The organism is Jiangella sp. DSM 45060 (assembly GCF_900105175.1).
Lineage (GTDB): Bacteria > Actinomycetota > Actinomycetes > Jiangellales > Jiangellaceae > Jiangella.
Genome location: NZ_LT629771.1, coordinates 6,818,147 through 6,834,177, shown reverse-complemented (window position 1 = coordinate 6,834,177; position 16,031 = coordinate 6,818,147). Strand labels below are relative to the sequence as shown.

15 protein-coding genes, 2 tRNA genes, 1 other RNA gene and 1 pseudogene are annotated in these 16,031 nt (G+C 71.6%); 8 read left to right on the top strand and 11 right to left on the bottom strand.

Features of this window, described 5'->3' with window-relative positions; all coding sequences use genetic code 11:
• Window positions 1-81 precede the first annotated feature (81 nt).
• From BLU82_RS30880 to BLU82_RS30865, 4 genes are read left to right on the top strand one after another with little or no spacing between them, the layout of a single operon-like run.
• On the top strand, window positions 82-411 hold the full coding sequence (locus BLU82_RS30880) for a hypothetical protein (protein ID WP_157741373.1): 330 nt from the start codon (window positions 82-84) through the stop codon (window positions 409-411).
• A complete protein-coding gene (locus tag BLU82_RS30875; protein ID WP_092624665.1) occupies window positions 411-1,985 on the top strand; it encodes a replication initiator in 1,575 nt (524 codons plus the stop codon). Before BLU82_RS30880 ends, BLU82_RS30875 begins: the two co-directional genes overlap by 1 nt.
• On the top strand, window positions 1,970-2,248 hold the full coding sequence (locus BLU82_RS30870; RefSeq protein ID WP_092624664.1) for a helix-turn-helix domain-containing protein: 279 nt from the start codon (window positions 1,970-1,972) through the stop codon (window positions 2,246-2,248). Before BLU82_RS30875 ends, BLU82_RS30870 begins: the two co-directional genes overlap by 16 nt.
• On the top strand, window positions 2,248-3,507 hold the full coding sequence (locus BLU82_RS30865; protein WP_092624663.1) for a site-specific integrase: 1,260 nt from the start codon (window positions 2,248-2,250) through the stop codon (window positions 3,505-3,507). The genes BLU82_RS30870 and BLU82_RS30865 overlap by 1 nt, the downstream gene beginning before the upstream one ends.
• A 14-nt stretch (window positions 3,508-3,521) precedes the next feature.
• Here BLU82_RS30865 and BLU82_RS30860 read toward each other — a convergent pair.
• Window positions 3,522-3,598: transfer RNA gene (locus tag BLU82_RS30860), tRNA-Pro, on the bottom strand.
• Between the two features lie 73 nt (window positions 3,599-3,671).
• Window positions 3,672-4,592, bottom strand: a complete 921-nt coding sequence (locus tag BLU82_RS30855) for a metallophosphoesterase (RefSeq protein ID WP_092624662.1) — start codon at window positions 4,590-4,592, stop codon at window positions 3,672-3,674.
• Window positions 4,593-4,638: 46 nt separating this feature from the next.
• Here BLU82_RS30855 and BLU82_RS30850 point away from each other — a divergent pair, with 46 nt between their 5' ends.
• Genes BLU82_RS30850 through BLU82_RS30840 form a run of 3 tightly spaced genes read left to right on the top strand, consistent with a single transcriptional unit; the run spans window position 4,639 to window position 7,222 of the window.
• The gene (locus BLU82_RS30850) at window positions 4,639-6,126 is read left to right on the top strand and encodes an MFS transporter (RefSeq protein WP_172885737.1); all 1,488 of its coding nucleotides are present in this window, start codon (window positions 4,639-4,641) and stop codon (window positions 6,124-6,126) included.
• Between the two features lie 14 nt (window positions 6,127-6,140).
• Window positions 6,141-6,593, top strand: coding sequence for a GatB/YqeY domain-containing protein (locus tag BLU82_RS30845; RefSeq protein WP_092624660.1), 453 nt, complete (start codon window positions 6,141-6,143; stop codon window positions 6,591-6,593).
• Window positions 6,594-6,595: 2 nt separating this feature from the next.
• Window positions 6,596-7,222 carry a hypothetical protein gene (locus BLU82_RS30840; RefSeq protein ID WP_092624659.1) on the top strand — a complete coding sequence of 209 codons (627 nt, stop codon included), beginning with the start codon at window positions 6,596-6,598 and terminating at the stop codon, window positions 7,220-7,222.
• A 341-nt stretch (window positions 7,223-7,563) separates the two neighbouring features.
• Here the strand turns inward: BLU82_RS30840 and BLU82_RS30835 are convergent, their stop codons facing one another.
• The 7 genes from BLU82_RS30835 to ffs all read right to left on the bottom strand — a co-directional run bounded on the left by BLU82_RS30835 (window position 7,564) and on the right by ffs (window position 14,298).
• The gene (locus tag BLU82_RS30835) at window positions 7,564-8,628 is read right to left on the bottom strand and encodes an aspartate-semialdehyde dehydrogenase (protein ID WP_092624658.1); all 1,065 of its coding nucleotides are present in this window, start codon (window positions 8,626-8,628) and stop codon (window positions 7,564-7,566) included.
• A complete protein-coding gene (locus BLU82_RS30830; RefSeq protein WP_092624657.1) occupies window positions 8,625-9,899 on the bottom strand; it encodes an aspartate kinase in 1,275 nt (424 codons plus the stop codon). Before BLU82_RS30830 ends, BLU82_RS30835 begins: the two co-directional genes overlap by 4 nt.
• Window positions 9,900-10,003: 104 nt before the next feature.
• Window positions 10,004-10,606, bottom strand: coding sequence for a DUF5063 domain-containing protein (locus BLU82_RS30825; RefSeq protein ID WP_069110125.1), 603 nt, complete (start codon window positions 10,604-10,606; stop codon window positions 10,004-10,006).
• Window positions 10,599-11,198, bottom strand: a complete 600-nt coding sequence (recR, locus tag BLU82_RS30820; RefSeq protein WP_069110126.1) for a recombination mediator RecR — start codon at window positions 11,196-11,198, stop codon at window positions 10,599-10,601. The genes BLU82_RS30825 and recR overlap by 8 nt, the downstream gene beginning before the upstream one ends.
• Window positions 11,199-11,210: 12 nt before the next feature.
• Window positions 11,211-11,645 (bottom strand): YbaB/EbfC family nucleoid-associated protein, encoded by a 435-nt coding sequence (locus tag BLU82_RS30815; RefSeq protein ID WP_231947620.1) that lies wholly within the window; start codon window positions 11,643-11,645, stop codon window positions 11,211-11,213.
• Window positions 11,646-11,776: 131 nt separating this feature from the next.
• Complete coding sequence (locus BLU82_RS30810; RefSeq protein WP_092624655.1) at window positions 11,777-14,155, bottom strand: DNA polymerase III subunit gamma and tau; 2,379 nt, start codon at window positions 14,153-14,155, stop codon at window positions 11,777-11,779.
• A gap of 46 nt (window positions 14,156-14,201) precedes the next feature.
• An RNA gene (ffs, locus tag BLU82_RS30805) (signal recognition particle sRNA small type) lies at window positions 14,202-14,298 on the bottom strand.
• Window positions 14,299-14,383: 85 nt separating this feature from the next.
• On the opposite strand from ffs, the gene BLU82_RS30800 reads away from it, so the two are divergent.
• Window positions 14,384-14,471 (top strand) — tRNA-Ser (locus BLU82_RS30800).
• A gap of 75 nt (window positions 14,472-14,546) precedes the next feature.
• Here BLU82_RS30800 and BLU82_RS30795 read toward each other — a convergent pair.
• A pseudogene (locus tag BLU82_RS30795) lies at window positions 14,547-15,794 on the bottom strand (tyrosine-type recombinase/integrase).
• Window positions 15,794-16,024, bottom strand: coding sequence for a helix-turn-helix domain-containing protein (locus tag BLU82_RS30790; protein WP_092624654.1), 231 nt, complete (start codon window positions 16,022-16,024; stop codon window positions 15,794-15,796). Before BLU82_RS30790 ends, BLU82_RS30795 begins: the two are co-directional and overlap by 1 nt.
• Window positions 16,025-16,031: the final 7 nt, after the last annotated feature.

Sequence of the window (16,031 nt, the reverse complement as noted above, 5' to 3'; positions counted from 1 at the left end):
GAATCCGTGTTGTCCAGTCGTTCTACTTGTTATAACGTGTTGAGTGCTGGATGGAGTCATCCCCTATCCCCGGAGGTCACGATGACGACCCAGACACTCGCCCAAGCCATGGCGGCGACGCTGCGGCCGTTGCGGCTGAACTTCGCCCAGGTGTGCATCTGGTGCGGCTACCGGTGGTGCGCCTCGCCGCGCTGCATCGGCCTGCACGAGCGGTCGGTGTGGATCGTGTGCATCGACTGCGACGGCTTCGGCGTGATCGGACCGCTGGACGCGTGCCACTGCGTGCATGGCCTGATGGAGGCCACGCCGGCCGTCGATCCCGCCGAGCTGCGCCGGCCGCTGCCCGTGTACCGGCCGGAGGACGACGAGCCAGCGTTCATGGTCACGCCGCGACCGGCGGGGCGGCAGTGATGGTGCTCGGCCCGGCGCTGTCCGACGAGCTGGTCCGTAGCGCCGCCGTCCTCCTCGGCGCCTGCGTGCGTCCGATCCTGTCGCGGGTGACCGACACGACGACCGGAGACGTGCGGACCGTGACGATCGCGTGTGGCGCGACCCGTGAGGCGATCTGCCCGTCCTGTGCGGAGCGGGCTCGCCGTCTGCGGATGCAGCAGTGCCGCGAGGGCTGGCACCTCGACACCGAACCCGAGCTCGACGACCCCGGCGCCGCTGAGGGCGACGACGACGCGCCCACGGCCGAAAACGAGGATGACGCGACAGAACGGCGCGTACGGTCCACCAGGCGGCGTGAGGACGTGCCGGACCTGCCTCGGCTGCCGGTCTCGGGCCACACCGTCGGGCGGACCTTCGAGGCACCGGACGGCAAGACCTACCGGCCGTCGATGTTCCTCACGCTCACGATGCCGTCCTACGGGCGCGTGACCGACGAGGGCGTCCCGGTCGACCCGGACCGGTACGACTACCGGCGCGCCGCGCTCGACGCGATGCACTTCCCCAAGCTCGTCGACCGGTTCTGGCAGAACCTGCGCCGCGCCACCGGCTACAACGTGCAGTACTTCGCCACCGTCGAACCGCAACGCCGCCTCGCCCCACACCTGCACGCCGCCATCCGCGGAGCCATCCCGCGCCAGCTCATCAAGCAGGTCGCGGCCGCCACGTACCACCAGGTCTGGTGGCCCGACATCGACCACGTCCACCACTACCGCGACAGCCGACCCGTCTGGGACCACGAGCAAGGCGGCTACGTCGACAGCGGCGGCTGGATGCTACCCACCTGGGACGAGGCCATGGACTACGTCGACAACGGCGACGGTCTCGACGTCGGCGAGGAACCGGAGCCTGTGCACGTGCTGCGCTTCGGCGTCCAGGTCGACCTGCAAGGCATCCTCGCCGGGACGCCGGCCGCTGACCGACGCGTCGGCTACCTGACGAAGTACCTGACCAAGTCCATCGCCGAACCGCTCGACATCGACGACCCGGACCGCATCTCGGCCGCCCGCCGCGCCCACATCGACCGCCTCGCGGAGGAAGTCCGCTGGCTCCCGTGCTCGCCGACGTGTGCGAACTGGCTGCGCTACGGCACCCAGCCGAAGAACGCCAAGCCCGGCATGGAACCCGGCCGCTGCCCGTCCAAGGCGCACGACCGCGACCACCTCGGGCTCGGCGGCCGCCGCGTCCTCGTCTCACGCAAGTGGACCGGCAAGACCCTGACCGAGCACCGCGCCGACCGGGCCGCCGTCGTCCGCGCCGCCCTCGCCGAAGCAGGCATCGAGATGGACGACCACGACCAGCTCTCGGCCACCGCCACCGCACCGGACGGCAAACCCCGCTACATCTGGACACCGGTCCGACCCGGCGACCCCGACGCGCCCTCCTACGTGTGGGCCATCGCGAAGTCGATCGAGCAACGTCGCCGCTGGCGCGAGCAGTACGACACCGCCAAACAAGCCACCGGACCACCGTCCGGTGATGTTTCGGCAACCGACCCGTCCTCCCCGGAAGGAACCCCGCCATGCCCGACAACGTGATCCGCCTCGACGCCCACAGACCGCCAGGACAACAACCCCGCGTCGACGCCCTGGTCTACTCCGTCGCCGAAGTCGCGGAGCTGCTGAACCTCGCCCTCGGCGGCACCTACGCCCTCGTCCGGTCCGGCGACATCCCGGCGCGCAAGCTCGGCGGACGCTGGGTGATCCCCAAACAGGCGTTCCACGACTGGCTCGAGGACGTCACCGTCGAGCCCGATCCGGAACCCGGACCGCTGCTCCCCGGCCAAGGCGGGCTGTTCTGATGGGCCACATCGTCAAGACCGATGCCGGGAGCTGGCGGGCGAACTGGCGCGATCCGTCCGGCCGCCAGCGCGCCAAGACGTTTCCGACCAAGCGCGACGCGTCGAGGTTCCTCGCCGAGGTCGAGTCGACCCGGAACCGCGGGTTCTACGTCGACCCGCACGCAGGCCGAGTAAAGCTCGGTGACTACCTGCCGACCTGGCTCGCCGGTCGCAGCCACGAGATCACCACGGATGCCCGCGACCGTTCGATCCTGCGCACGCACGTGGTCCCGCGCTGGGCCACGGTCCCGCTGGCAAAGATCGATCACTCGTCCGTTCAGGCATGGGTCGCCGAGCTGTCGGCGCGACGCTCCGCCGCGACCGTGCGGGAGTGCTACCGGCTTCTGTCGTCGATCCTGCGGTCGGCCGTACGTGACCGAGTGATCGCGTACAACCCGGCTGAGGGTGTCCGCCTCCCGAAGCGGCGGCGCAAGGACACCGACGAGCGCACCATCACCCGCGAGGCGTTCCTCCACAAGCTGCTGCCCGTGATTCCGGACCGGTATGTGGCCCTGGTGGCGGTGGCCGGCGGGACGGGGTTGAGGTGGGGCGAGTGCGTCGGGCTGCGCTGGAACGCCGTCGACCTGGCCGCCCGCCAGGTGCATGTCGTCCGCGTCGCCGTCGAGGTCGCGGGCACCGTGACGGGCAAGCCGTTCCCGAAGTCGCGCGCTGGCCGCCGCGTGGTCCCGTTGCCGCCGTTCGTCGTCGAGGCGCTGCGTCACCACCAGGGCACCTTTGCGCCCGGTCCGGCCGGCGAGGTCTTCACCAACGAGGTCGGCGGACCGCCGCGCCGGACGCTGTTCCGGGCTCGGGTGTGGCGCCCGTCGCTCGTGCGGGCCGGGCTGCTGGGTGAGGTCGCCCAAGTGGCGGTCGACCAGTTCGAAGCCACCTGGCGCGACGACGCCGGGCACGAGCACACGGCAACGTTCGCCAAGGAGCAGCACGCTGTACACGAGGTCGCCCGCCGCTGCTCGGGCGGGCTGCGCTTCCACGACCTGCGCCACTCGTACGCGACTTGGCTGGTGTCCGACGGCGTGCCCGTCAATGACGTCCAGCGCGTCATGGGCCACGAGCGCCCGTCGACCACGCTCGACCTGTACACGCACGCGCGGCTGGGCTTCGACCCGCGCCTCACGGACGCCTTCGCTGACTTTCCGCTGACTCCGGCCGACGAGAGCGAGCCCGGAGAAACGGAAGAGCCCTCCGAAGAGGGCTCGTGAGCTGCGATGATGGCTGGTCGGGGTGACAGGATTTGAACCTGCGACCTCTTCGTCCCGAACGAAGCGCGCTACCAAGCTGCGCCACACCCCGAAGTGCTGAGCCAGCATATCCGAGCCAGACCTCGGAGCGAAATCCGGTTCAGCACTCGGGCGGGCCGCTCGCGTCAGCGCTCGCCGGTCAGGGTCAGCAACGTCGCCTCGGGCGGGCAGGCGAACCGGACCCGCGCGTACGGCGACGTGCCGAGGCCGGCGGAGACGTGCATCCAGGCGGCGCCGGCGCCGCCGACCCGGGGGTGCCGTGAGACGCCCTTGACGCGGGCGGTGTCGAGGTCGCAGTTGGTGACCAGCGCGCCGTAGCCGGGGACGCACAGCTGGCCGCCGTGGGTGTGGCCGGCGAGCAGCAGCTGATACCCGTCACGATGGAAGGCGTCGAGGACCCGCCGGTACGGCGCGTGCGCCACACCGATCGCCAGGTCGGCGTCGGCCGCGGGCCCGGCGACGTCGCCGAGGCGGTCGCGGTTCAGGTGCGGGTCGTCGACGCCGGCGAAGGCGAGGCGGCGGCCGTCGACGGTGAGGGAGCCGAAGGTGTTGGTGAGGTCGAGCCAGCCGGCCGAGCTGAGCTCGTCGCGCAGTTCCTTCCACGGCAGGTCGACGGCGTCGGCGTGGTCGCGGGCGTTCTGGTGGCGGATGCGCTCGAGCGGCAGCAGGTACCGCGCCGGGTTCTTGGGGCGCGGCGCGAAGTAGTCGTTGGAGCCGAAGACGAACACCCCGGGCACGTCGAGCAGCGGCCCGAGCGCGTCGAGCACCGTCGGGATCGCGTCGCGGTGCGCGAGGTTGTCGCCGGTGTTGACGACGAGGTCAGGCTCGAGCGCCGCGAGCCTGCGCACCCAGGCCGCCCGGCCGCGGTGACCGGGGGTGAGGTGGAGGTCGGACAGGTGCAGCACCCGCAACGGGCGGCTGCCCGGCGCCAGGACGGGGACGTCGAAGCGACGCAGCCGGTAGGACCGCACCTCGTACCCGGCCGAGTAGACGAGCCCGGCGGCGGCCGTCGCCGCCAGTCCGAGCGCCACCCGTTTCACGACCATGTGTCTAGAGTCCCACAGTCGGACCCCGCGGGTACGCTCCTTCACCATGACCGACGGTGTACGCCTCGCCACTCCGCGCGGCCGCGCGCTGCTCGCCGCGACGGCCCTCGGGTCCGGTATGGCGTTCCTCGACAGCACCGTGGTCAACGTCGCGCTGCCGACCATCGGGCGTGAGCTCGACGCGAGCCTGGCGGCGCTGCAGTGGACCGTCAACGCGTACACGTTGACGCTGGCCGCGCTGATCCTGCTCGGCGGCTCGCTGGGCGACCGGCTCGGCCGGCGGCGCATCTATCTGGTCGGCGTGGTGTGGTTCACGGCGGCGTCGGTGCTGTGCGCGTTGGCGCCGACGGCGGAGGTGCTCATCGCGGCGCGGGCGCTGCAGGGCATCGGCGGCGCGCTGCTGACGCCCGGCGCGCTGGCCATCCTGCAGACCACCATGCACCCCGACGACCGGCCGCGGGCCATCGGCACGTGGGCCGGTCTCACGGGCGTCTCCGGCGTGCTCGGCCCGCTGCTCGGCGGCTGGCTGCTGGAGTACGACTGGCGCTGGGTGTTCGCCATCAACGTCCCGCTGGCGGTCGTCACGGTGTGGCTGATCGTCGTCAGCGCCCCGGAGAGCCGCGACGAGCAAGCCAGCGGCAAGTTCGACGTCTCGGGGGCGGCTCTCGGCGCCGTCGCGCTCGGGGCCAGCACGTACGCGCTGATCAGCTGGCCCGAGGACGGCGCCTCGGCGCTCAACGTCGGCATGGCCGTGCTGTCCGTCGCGGCGGCGGCCGGGTTCCTCTACCGCGAGCGCACCGCCGCGCACCCGATGGTCCCGCTGTCGCTGTTCTCCGACCGCACGTTCAGCGGCATCAACCTCATGACGTTCGCCGTGTACGCCGGGCTGTCCGGCGTCATGTTCTTCATCGTCATCCAGCTGCAGGTGACGCTGGGCTGGTCGCCGCTCGAGGCCGGCATCGCGACCATCCCGACGACCATCCTCATGCTGTTGTTCTCCGGCAAGTCGGCCGACCTCGCGAAGCGCTTCGGCATCCGGCCGCCGCTGGTCGTCGGCTCGCTGTGCGGCGCCGCCGGGGTGGTGCTGCTGGTGGCGGTCGGCGACGGCGACAACTACCTGACCGACGTGCTGCCGGGCGTCACGCTGCTCGGCATCGGCCTCACCACGCTGGTCCCGACGCTGACGGCGACGGTCATGGCGTCGGCGCCGCAGCACCTGGCCGGCGTCGCCAGCGGTGTCAACAACGGCGTCGCCCGCGCGGCCGGCCTGCTCGCCGTCGCGGCGCTGCCCGCCATCGCCGGGCTGTCCGGCGCGGCGTACGAAGACCCCGAGCTGCTCACCGACGCCTACCGCATCGCCATGGGCGTCTGCGCCGGTCTGCTCGCCGTCGGCGCCGTCGCGGCCATGACGCTGCGGCCGCGGGCGCTCACCGAACCGCCGACCACCGCGCCGGCCGCCGAACTGCACGAGCACGAGGCCGCCGCGCCCGCGCCGTGCTCGGCGCCGGGGCTGCCGCCGTCGCACGGCAGCTGAGGCAGACTAGGCGCATGGCAGCCCTCAAGGACCGACTCCGTACCGACCTCACCGCCGCGATGCGCGCCAAGGACGACGTGCGCAAGGCCACGCTGCGCATGGTGCTCGCCGCCATCGGCACCGAGGAGGTGGCCGGCTCGGCCGCCCGTGAGCTCACGGACGACGAGGTCACGGCCCTGCTGACCCGTGAGGTCAAGCGGCGGCGCGAGGCGGCCGAGGCGTTCCGCACCGGTGGCCGCGACGACAGCGCCGAGAACGAGGAGGCCGAGGCCGCCGTCATCGCCGAGTACCTGCCGCAGCCGCTCACCGACGACGAGCTCGACGCCATCGTCACGGCCGCCGTCGCCGAGACCGGCGCCGAGTCGCCGCGCGACATGGGCAAGGTGATGAAGCTGGTGCAGCCGCAGGTCCTGGGCCGGGTCGAGGGCAGCAAGGTCGCCGCCGCCGTCAAGGCGAAGCTGGCCTGACGATGGCGCTCCTCCACCGCGCGACGCTGCGGCCGAGCAAGCTGGAACTGCTGGCGACGTGGCTGCCGGGCCGGCCGTGGGCCGCCGGCGCCGCGGGGCTCGAGGCGGCCGGCGCCTACCGGTACGACGACCCCGCCGGCGAGGTCGGCCTCGAGGCACACCTGCTGCGCACCGACGGCGGCGCGGTGCTGCACGTCCCGCTCAGCTACCGCGGCGCCCCGCTGCCCGGTGCCGAGCACGCGCTCCTCGGCACCATGGAGCACTCCGTCCTCGGCACCCGCTGGGTCTACGACGGTTGCGCCGACCCCGTCTGGGTCGCGGCACTGACCCGCGCCGTCCTGACGGGCGCGCCGCAGGCCGAGGAACTGGTCGACGTCGACGGCGAACTCGTCCCGCGCGAGCCGTCGGCCCGGGTGACGGGCAGTGGACGCGAAGCCGACCCCGCTCTGCCCGCCGACGCTCCGCTCACCCCGCACGACGACGGCCCGGCCACCGTCGTGCGAACCGGCGACCTCGACCTCGTCGTCGTCCGCGTGGTCGGCGCCGAGCCCGCCGCCGAGCACGTCCTGACCGGCACGTGGGCTAACGGCGGCCCGGCCACGCTCGCCGCGGTGCGGCCGCCGGCCTGACGTGCAGTCTTCGAAGGTGCGCAGAATGGTGAGCACAAGCCCGGGGTCGGGTCCCGAACGGGATCCGTTTGGCTCTCGCTCGCTGGTGCGACAGGGCGTCGTTCACGTTGACGAACGAGCTGCCGCCGTTTCTCTGTAGCCAATCGCGATCACCTGGCGTGGCCCGCGGTCGAGATCTTGACCTCTCTCGGAACGCCATGGCACGCGACCTGGGCAGGCTGCTCTCCGTCAAGGACGACGCCCACTGCGGCGCCCTGAACGTCAGCCACCAGCGCGTGACCGCCGCGCTCCGCCGAGCACGTCACCTCGTCGAGGCGGCCGAGGAGCTGCCCGAGGAGTCCTCAGGCCGTGGTGAGCTCGGCCGCCAGCAGCTCGGCGATCTGCGCGGTGTTGAGCGCCGCACCCTTGCGCAGGTTGTCGCCGCAGACGAAGAGATCGAGCGAGTTCGGGTCGTCGAGCGAACGGCGGATGCGGCCGACCCACGTGGGGTCGGTGCCGACGACGTCGGCCGGGGTGGGGAACTCGCCGCGGGCGGGGTCGTCGTAGAGCACGACGCCGGGGGCGTCGCGCAGGATCTCCCAGGCCCGCTCGGTGGTGACCTCGTTCTCGAACGTGGCGTGCATGGCCACCGAGTGGGTGGTGACGACCGGCACCCGGACGCAGGTGGCCGAGACCTTGAGGTCGGGGAGGTCGAGGATCTTCCGCGACTCGTTGCGGATCTTCAGCTCCTCGGAGCTCCAGCCGTCATTCTTCAGCGACCCCGCCCACGGAACGACGTTCAGGGCGAGCGGTGCCGGGAACGGGCCGAGGTCGGAGCCGACGACGCGACGGACGTCGCCCGGGTGGGTGCCCAGCTCGCGGTTGCCGGCGACCTTGTTGAGCTGGTCGTGCAGGGTGTCGATGCCGGCCTGACCCGCGCCGGACGCGGCCTGGTACGACGACGCGTTGAGCGCCGTCAGCCCCAGCTCGGCGTGCAGCGCGCCCAGTACGACGATCATCGACAGCGTTGTGCAGTTGGGGTTCGCGATGATGCCGCGCGGCCGGTTGCGAGCCATGCGCGCGTTGACCTCGGGCACGACCAGTGGGACGTCGGGGTCCATGCGGAACGCGCCGGAGTTGTCGACCACGACGACGCCGCGCTCGACGGCGACCTCCGCCCACTCGGCGGACACCTCGTCGGGGACGTCGAACATGGCGACGTCGACGCCGTCGAAGACGTCGGCCGTCAGCTCCTGGACCTCGACCTCCTCGCCGCGGACGGTGAGCCGACGGCCGGCCGACCGGGCCGACGCGATGAGCCGGATCTCGCCCCAGACGTTCTGGCGGGTCGAGAGGATGTCGCGCATGACGGTGCCGACGGCGCCCGTAGCACCGACGACGGCGAGGGTGGGAAGGTTGTCGCTCATCGCCCGGTACCCCCGTACACGACCGCCTCGACCTGGGTGGCATCGAGGTCGAAGGCTCGGTGGAGTGCGGTGACCGCGGCGTCGACGTCGTCGGCGCGGACCACCACAGAGATGCGGATCTCGGACGTCGAGATCATCTCGATGTTCACGCCGGCGTCGGCCAGCGAGCTGAAGAACTTCGCACTGACCCCCGGGTGGCTGCGCATACCGGCGCCGATCAGCGACACCTTGCCGATGCCGTCGTCGTAGCGCAGCGACTCGAAGCCGACCGTGCCCTGGATGGCCGTCAGCGCCTCGACGCCCTTGCGCCCATCGCTGGCCGGCAGCGTGAACGAGATGTCCGTGCGGTTGGTGTCGACGGCCGAGACGTTCTGCACGATCATGTCGATGTTGACGTCGGCGGCGGCGACCGAGCTGAAGATGGTGGCCGCCTCGCCCACCTTGTCGGGCACGCCCACGACCGTGATCTTCGCCTCGCTGCGGTCGTGCGCGACGCCGGAGATGATCGCCTGCTCCATGTCGGCCTGCTCGCTTCCGTCGGAATCGGACACCCACGTGCCGGTGAGCGTCGAGAAACTGGATCGCACGTGAATCGGGATGCCGTAGCGGCGCGCGTACTCGACGCAGCGCAGGTGCAGGATCTTCGCCCCGCAGGCGGCCATCTCGAGCATCTCTTCGTACGTGATGGTCGGGAGACGGCGCGCGGTCGGCACGATGCGGGGGTCGGCGGAGAAGACGCCGTCGACGTCGGTGTAGATCTCGCACACGTCGGCGTTCAGCGCCGCCGCCAGCGCGACGGCCGTGGTGTCGGAGCCGCCGCGGCCCAGCGTCGTGATGTCCTTGCTGTCCTGGCTGACGCCCTGGAAGCCGGCCACGATGGCGATGGCGCCGCCGTCGAGCGCCTGGCGGATGCGGCCGGGCGTGACGTCGATGATGCGGGCCCGCCCGTGCACGGAGTCGGTGATGACGCCGGCCTGGCTGCCAGTGAACGACCGGGCCTCGTGGCCGAGGTCGCCGATGGCCATGGCCAGCAGCGCCATGGACATGCGCTCACCGGACGTGAGCAGCATGTCGAGTTCGCGGGCCGGTGGCAGCGGCGAGACCTGCTGCGCGAGATCGAGCAGCTCGTCCGTCGTGTCGCCCATGGCGGAGACGACCACGACGACCTCGTGGCCCTCCTTCTTGGTGGCGACGATGCGTTGCGCCACCCGCTTGATGGCCGCGGCGTCAGCGACGGAGGAACCCCCGTACTTCTGCACAACCAGCCCCACGGCACACTCCTCCCACAGCCAGCACGTGCCCATGGCAGTCTAGGCGACCCGGTGGCTGTGCCCCGAGACGTCCGGATCGCGGGACGGGTTGTTCAGATTCCGGCCTACAGTTCGGCCTGCGCGGGGAGCAGTTCCTCCTGCGTGACCTCGATCTGCTCGTCGTGGTGATCGAGACGGGTGTGTGCGATCAGCGAGTGCAGCGCCCGCAGCGCCGAGCCCGCCGTCGAGCCCCACGAGGACAGGTAGGAGAACTGCCACCACCACAGCGCCTCGATGACCCGTCCGTCCTTGTAGTGCGTCAGGCCGTGCAGGAGGTCCTGGGCGATGCTGGCGAGGTCGTCGGAGAGCCGGAACCCGGTGGCGCCGCGCTCGGGGTCGACGGGGTCGACGACCTCGACGTACCCGTCGACCGGCTCGAGCAGGGCGGCGATGCGCAGCCGCAGCTCGTCGACGTCGGCGTCGGGGCCCGCGTCGGGCTCGAACCGCTCGTCCGGCACGACGTCGCTGATGGCGCCGAGGCGGCCGCCGGCCAAGCACAGCTGGCTGACCTCGAGGAGCAGCAGCGACAGCGTGCTGCCGGGGTCGTTGCCGCGGGCGATCTCACGGACGGCCAGCAGGAAGCTCTCGATCTGGTCGGCGATCTCCGCGGCGAAGTCGCCGTACTCGGCGGCAGGGTCGTCGGCAGGTCGTACAACAGCGCTAGACATCCAGCAGTCTCCGTCCTTCGAATGCGCGGCCCAGAGTGACCTCGTCGGCGTACTCGAGATCACCGCCCACAGGCAGTCCACTGGCCAGCCGCGTGACGCGCAAGCCCATTGGCTTGATCATCCGGGCCAGATACGTCGCCGTCGCCTCGCCTTCGAGGTTGGGGTCGGTGGCCAGGATGATCTCTTGCACGGTGTCGTCGGCAAGTCTCGTCATCAGTTCACGTACCCGCAGATCGTCGGGACCCACGCCCTCGATGGGGCTGATCGCGCCGCCCAGCACGTGGTAGCGGCCGCGGAACTCGCGTGTGCGCTCGATCGCCACGACGTCCTTCGGCTCTTCGACCACGCAGAGGACGGACGGGTCGCGGCGAGGATCGAGGCAGATGCGGCACTGCTCCTGCTGCGCGACGTTGCCGCACACCGTGCAGAACCGGACCTTCTCCTTGACCTCGGTGAGCGCCGCGACCAGCCGCCGGACGTCGTCGGCGTCGGCGGCGAGCAGGTGGAACGCGATGCGCTGGGCGCTCTTCGGCCCGACGCCTGGTAACCGGCCCAGCTCGTCGATCAGGTCCTGGACGACGCCCTCGTACATGACGAACTCGGCTCAGTTGCCCTGGCCGGGGCGGTCGTCGCCCTCGATCTCGCCGCGCACGGTGTCGGGGCCTGGGGCGCCGCCGGGGGCACCACCGGGCGCGCCGCCGCCGAACAGACCGGCCAGGGGGTTGCCGGCGCCGCCCGCACCACCCAGCAGGCCGGCGACGTCGTCGTTGATCGAGCCCAGCTGCTCGTTGGCGCGGCGCTGGATCTCGGCGTGCGCGTCGCGGACCGCGGCGATGATGAGGTCGGCGAGCGTCTCGACGTCCTCGGGATCGACGACGGACGGGTCGAGCTGCAGCTCGGTGAGCTCGCCGGCCCCGGTGACGGTGGCCCGGACCAGTCCGCCGCCGGCGCTGCCGGTGGCCTCGGCCTCGGTGAGGTCCTGCTGGGCGGAGAGGAGCTGCTCCTGCATGCGCTGGGCCTGCTGCAGCAGCTGGCTCATGTCGAAGCCTTCGGAACCAGGCGGAAACACGGCTGCCTCCTCACCCACGCGGGGTCTTGTCATGGCACATGGTCACAGCGAGCCTACGTCACCGACCCGGCCCGATCTGACCAGGTGCGTTGACGAACTGATCACTCGTGCTCGATCTCCGCGATGACGGTGGCCCCGAGGGTCCGTTCGAGCAGTTCGCGCTCGGACACGCCGTCGTCGGCCAGATCTTCGTCATCGGGGTCGGCATCGTCGTCGGTGGCCTGGCGGTGGGTGGGCGCGGTTCCGGTGGCGGGTGCCGTGGCGGCGCCCTGCTCCTGGACGCGGCGGGCGGCCGCCTTGGCCGCGGCGGCCCGGCCCTGGGCGGCGGGCGCCTCAGGTGCCGGTGCCTCAGCGTCGGCCGGTGGGGCGCTGGGCGCCGGGCCGGCGGGCGGTGTAGGGGCGGCGGGCTCGGCCGCCGGTGGGGACGCCGCCGGCTGCGCGGGGCGGGCCGGTGCGGACGGCGCGGCGGCGCGGTTCTGCGCCGACGGGTCCGCGGACGGGTCGACGATGGCGTCGATGCGAAGGTCGAGCAGCAGGACGTCCTTGATGGCCTGCTGCAGGCTCTCCTGGAAGTCCGCGCGGCGGGCGAACGTGTCTCGCAAAGTCGGCTGGCGAAAGGCCAGCGTCAGCACGCCGTCGGAGACGTCGGAGACGACGGACTCCTGGGAGATCAGGCTCCACGGGGTGCGCTTGATCTCCTTGAGCCGGACCAGCACCTCGGGCCACATGCGGCGCAGGTCGGCGACGCCGCCCGAGGCCGCGGACGCGCCTGCCGACGGGATCGGCTGCGGCGTGGTGGCCGGTTCGGGCGGTGCGGCCTGCGGTGGTGTCGCGGCCTGCGCGGGCGGGGCGGCCTGCGCAGGCGGTGCCGTCTGCGCCGGTGGCGCGGTCTGCGCAGACGGAGCCGCCGGTGCGGCCGGCTCGGCTGGCGTGGCCGGCACAGGCGGGCTCTGGGTGGGCGGCGCCTGGGTGGGCGGCGCCTGGTCGGCCGGGGGCGCCGTCGGCCGTTCGGGCGCGGCCGGCTCGGGGTCGGGCCCCGGCTCGGCGACGGGCTCGGGCGCCGGCGGCGCGACGTCGGCGGGCGGTTCCGCCGGCGGCGTGCTCGGTGCCTGCTCGGGCGTCGCCGGCGCAGCGGCGGGGGTTCCGGCCGCCGCAGGAGGAGCCGCAGCCGTCGTCGTCGACGCCTCGGCAGGCGGGCTGACCCGGGCGAACGCGGCCGCTCGCTTGGACATCCCCGATGCCCCCTCGGCCACCGGAGCCGGCGCCGGTGCCGGAGCGGCGTCGGCCTTCGTGGCGGCCGGCGGCAGCGGCTCGCCACCGGTCAGCCGTCGCTCGACGCGGTCGAGGCGGGCCTGGACGCCGGACACGGTGTCGTCGGCGCCGGGCAGCAGCAGCCGCGCGCACACCAGTTCCAGCTGCAGCCGCGTGGGCGTGGCGCCCTTCATGGCCGTGATGCCCTCGTCGACCACGGCGGCGAGCCGGACGAGGTCGGACGGCCCGAACTGCGACGCCTGGATGGCCATGCGCTCCGCCTGCTCGCGCGGGAGATCGAGCAGGCCCTCGGCGACGGCGTCGGGCGCGGCGCGCAGGACGATGAGGTCGCGGAACCGCTCGAGCAGGTCGGTGAGGAACCGGCGCGGGTCGTGCCCGGCGTCCATCACCTGGTCGACCGCGGCGTAGACGGATCGCCCGTCGCTCGCCGACACGGCCTCGACGACCTGGTCGAGCATGGCGGCGTCGGTGAACCCCAGCAGCGCCACCGCGAGGTCGTACGTCACGCCGTCGTCGCCCGCACCGGCGATGAGCTGGCCCAGGATCGACTGGGCGTCGCGCGCGGACCCGGCGCCGGCCCGGGCGACCAGTGCCAGCGCGGCGGGCTCGATGGGCACGCCCTCCTGCTCGCAGATCCAGCCGAGGTTCTGCTGCAGCGTCTTCGTCGGGATGAGCCGGAACGGGTAGTGGTGCGTGCGCGACCGGATGGTGCCGATGATCTTGTCGGGGGCCGTGGTGGCGAAGATGAACTTGAGGTGCGCAGGCGGCTCCTCGATGAGCTTGAGCAGCGCGTTCGCCGCGCCCGGCCCGAGCTGGTGCGCCTCGTCGATGATGTAGATCTTGAACCGCGACGACACCGGCGCGAAGTGCGCCTTCTCGCGCAGGTCGCGCGCGTCGTCGACCAGCCCGTGCGTGGCGGCGTCGAGCTCGACGACGTCGATGTTGCCGGACCCGTTCGGCGCGAGGTCGAGGCACGACTGGCACTGCCCGCACGGCTCGTCGGTGGGGCCCTTCTCGCAGTTCAGCGACCGCGCCAGAATTCTCGCCGACGACGTCTTGCCGCAGCCGCGCGGGCCGGAGAACAGGTAGGCGTGGTGGACGCGGTCGTTGGCCAGCGCTCGCATCAGCGGGACGGTGACATGCTCCTGCCCGACCACGTCAGCGAACCGGCCTGGCCGATAGGTGCGATACAGAGCGAGCGACGACACCTTGCGAACCCTAGTCGTCCGCACCGACAGATTCCCATCGCGGACGTGAAAGGACCCCTCGCGCACCCGGTAGAGCCCACTTACCCTTGCTGCCTTCCGGCCCTGGGGGAGTTAGGCGGGGTGCCGCCACGCGAGGGGTCGGCTGCCAGTGTACGTGCTCGCCCGCCCGGAGCCACATCCGTACCGTCGATTTCAGGCGGAGCACCGTTGTCCGATACCCTCTCCGGCGGAGGATTCGCCTAGTGGCCTAGGGCGCACGCTTGGAAAGCGTGTTGGGAGCAATCCCTCAGGGGTTCGAATCCCCTATCCTCCGCCACGCTCACCAGGGCAGACGCACCGACCGGCCTCAAGCGAGGTCGGGCCGGTGAGGTCGCTCGTCTCAGTTCTCGTCTCATTTGCCCTCGTCAACAGGCTTCTCGTCGTCGCCCTGGTCGGCCCACAACAGCCCGTCCACCTGCGCCGCGACCGCTCGTCGGATCGGGTCGGTGACGTGCTGGTATCGGGCCGCCATCGCTGTCGACGACCATCCCATGATGGACATGACGGTGCGTTCCGGCACGCCGAGGATCAGCAGCACGGTCGACGCCGTATGCCGGGCATCGTGCAGCCGGCCGTCACGAACGCCGGCGGACTTCAACAGCCGCTTCCACTCGTGATAGTCGGTCGCCGGGGCGAGCGCGGTCCCGTTGGGCTTCGCGAACACCCAGCCCTCGTCCTTCCAGTCATCCCCAGCGGCGGCCCGCTCCGCGTTCTGTTCCTCACGGTGCTCCTCCAGCAGCGTGACGAGCTGTGACGGTAGTCCGACGACGCGACGGCCGGCGCGCGACTTCGTGTCCTTCGTGTCGGCGTTGACCTGGATGCGCTTCGGGCAGTCGCCGGCCTTCTGCCGTCCGCACGTCTCGCCGCAGCCGTGGGCGAACTTCGGCCGCAGCCGACTACGGCGGACGCGCAAGGTCCCGGTCTCCAGGTCGAGATGCGACCACTTCAACCCCAGCGCCTCACCCTGACGAAGACCCAGCGCCAGCGCGACCGCCCACCGAGCACTGTTCCGGCGCTCGCCTGCCACCTTCAGCAGCCGCTTGACCTCGTCGACGTCGTACGGCTCGACCTCGATCTCCTGGACGTTTGGAGCCTTCGCCTGGGTGGCCGGGTTCGAGGTCAGGTACTTGCGTCGCACGGCTTCGTTCAGCGCGGCCCGGATGGTCCGGTGCACGTGGTGAGCCGTTCCCGCGCTGCGACCCTTCTCCTTCTGCATGGTCGCGTACAGCTTCTCCAGATGTTCGGGTTGCAGGCGTTCGAGGCGGTGCTTCCCGACACCGGGCACCAGGTGAACCCTGATGTCCCGGCGATACCCGTCGTGCGTGTACTCGCTGATCGCGGGCGGAGCGGCGATGTTCTCGATCCAGTGCATGAGCCAGGTCTCGACGGTCTATCGTTGCCCTGCCTTGCGGACGGCTCCGGCGTCGCGGTCACGTTCGAGCTTGCGCACGGCGGCGATGACCTCGGCTTCGGTCTTGCGTTGCACGTGGCGGCGGTCCGGCGAGCCGTCATCCTTGATGCCAACGGTGACGCGGCCGTGCCAGTCGCCGTCCTTCCCGAGGTAGATGCTCGACGCACCGTTGGGTCTGCGCGTGGCCATCACACCACCTGTCCCGCGGCTTCGGCGTGGCGCAGCTGGTCGGCGACGTACTCACGCAGGCACTCCAGCGGAACCCGGCGGAGGTAGCCGATCTTGATGGAACGGACCTGTCCACCCATGACCAGCGCATACATCGTGGTCCGGCCGATGCGCAGATAGCGCGCAGCTTCCTCGATGGTCAGGACGTCACCGGCTGATCGCAGTTCGATCAACGTCTCGTCGTCGTTCATGCGAGCT

Coding starts and splice junctions, on each gene's coding strand:
- BLU82_RS30880 (WP_157741373.1), top strand. CDS start 82: ATGACGACCCAGACACTCGCCCAAGCCATGGCGGCGACGCTGCGGCCG.
- BLU82_RS30875 (WP_092624665.1), top strand. CDS start 411: ATGGTGCTCGGCCCGGCGCTGTCCGACGAGCTGGTCCGTAGCGCCGCC.
- BLU82_RS30870 (WP_092624664.1), top strand. CDS start 1,970: ATGCCCGACAACGTGATCCGCCTCGACGCCCACAGACCGCCAGGACAA.
- BLU82_RS30865 (WP_092624663.1), top strand. CDS start 2,248: ATGGGCCACATCGTCAAGACCGATGCCGGGAGCTGGCGGGCGAACTGG.
- BLU82_RS30855 (WP_092624662.1), bottom strand. CDS start 4,592: ATGGTCGTGAAACGGGTGGCGCTCGGACTGGCGGCGACGGCCGCCGCC.
- BLU82_RS30850 (WP_172885737.1), top strand. CDS start 4,639: ATGACCGACGGTGTACGCCTCGCCACTCCGCGCGGCCGCGCGCTGCTC.
- BLU82_RS30845 (WP_092624660.1), top strand. CDS start 6,141: ATGGCAGCCCTCAAGGACCGACTCCGTACCGACCTCACCGCCGCGATG.
- BLU82_RS30840 (WP_092624659.1), top strand. CDS start 6,596: ATGGCGCTCCTCCACCGCGCGACGCTGCGGCCGAGCAAGCTGGAACTG.
- BLU82_RS30835 (WP_092624658.1), bottom strand. CDS start 8,628: ATGAGCGACAACCTTCCCACCCTCGCCGTCGTCGGTGCTACGGGCGCC.
- BLU82_RS30825 (WP_069110125.1), bottom strand. CDS start 10,606: ATGTCTAGCGCTGTTGTACGACCTGCCGACGACCCTGCCGCCGAGTAC.
- recR (WP_069110126.1), bottom strand. CDS start 11,198: ATGTACGAGGGCGTCGTCCAGGACCTGATCGACGAGCTGGGCCGGTTA.
- BLU82_RS30815 (WP_231947620.1), bottom strand. CDS start 11,645: ATGAGCCAGCTGCTGCAGCAGGCCCAGCGCATGCAGGAGCAGCTCCTC.
- BLU82_RS30790 (WP_092624654.1), bottom strand. CDS start 16,024: ATGAACGACGACGAGACGTTGATCGAACTGCGATCAGCCGGTGACGTC.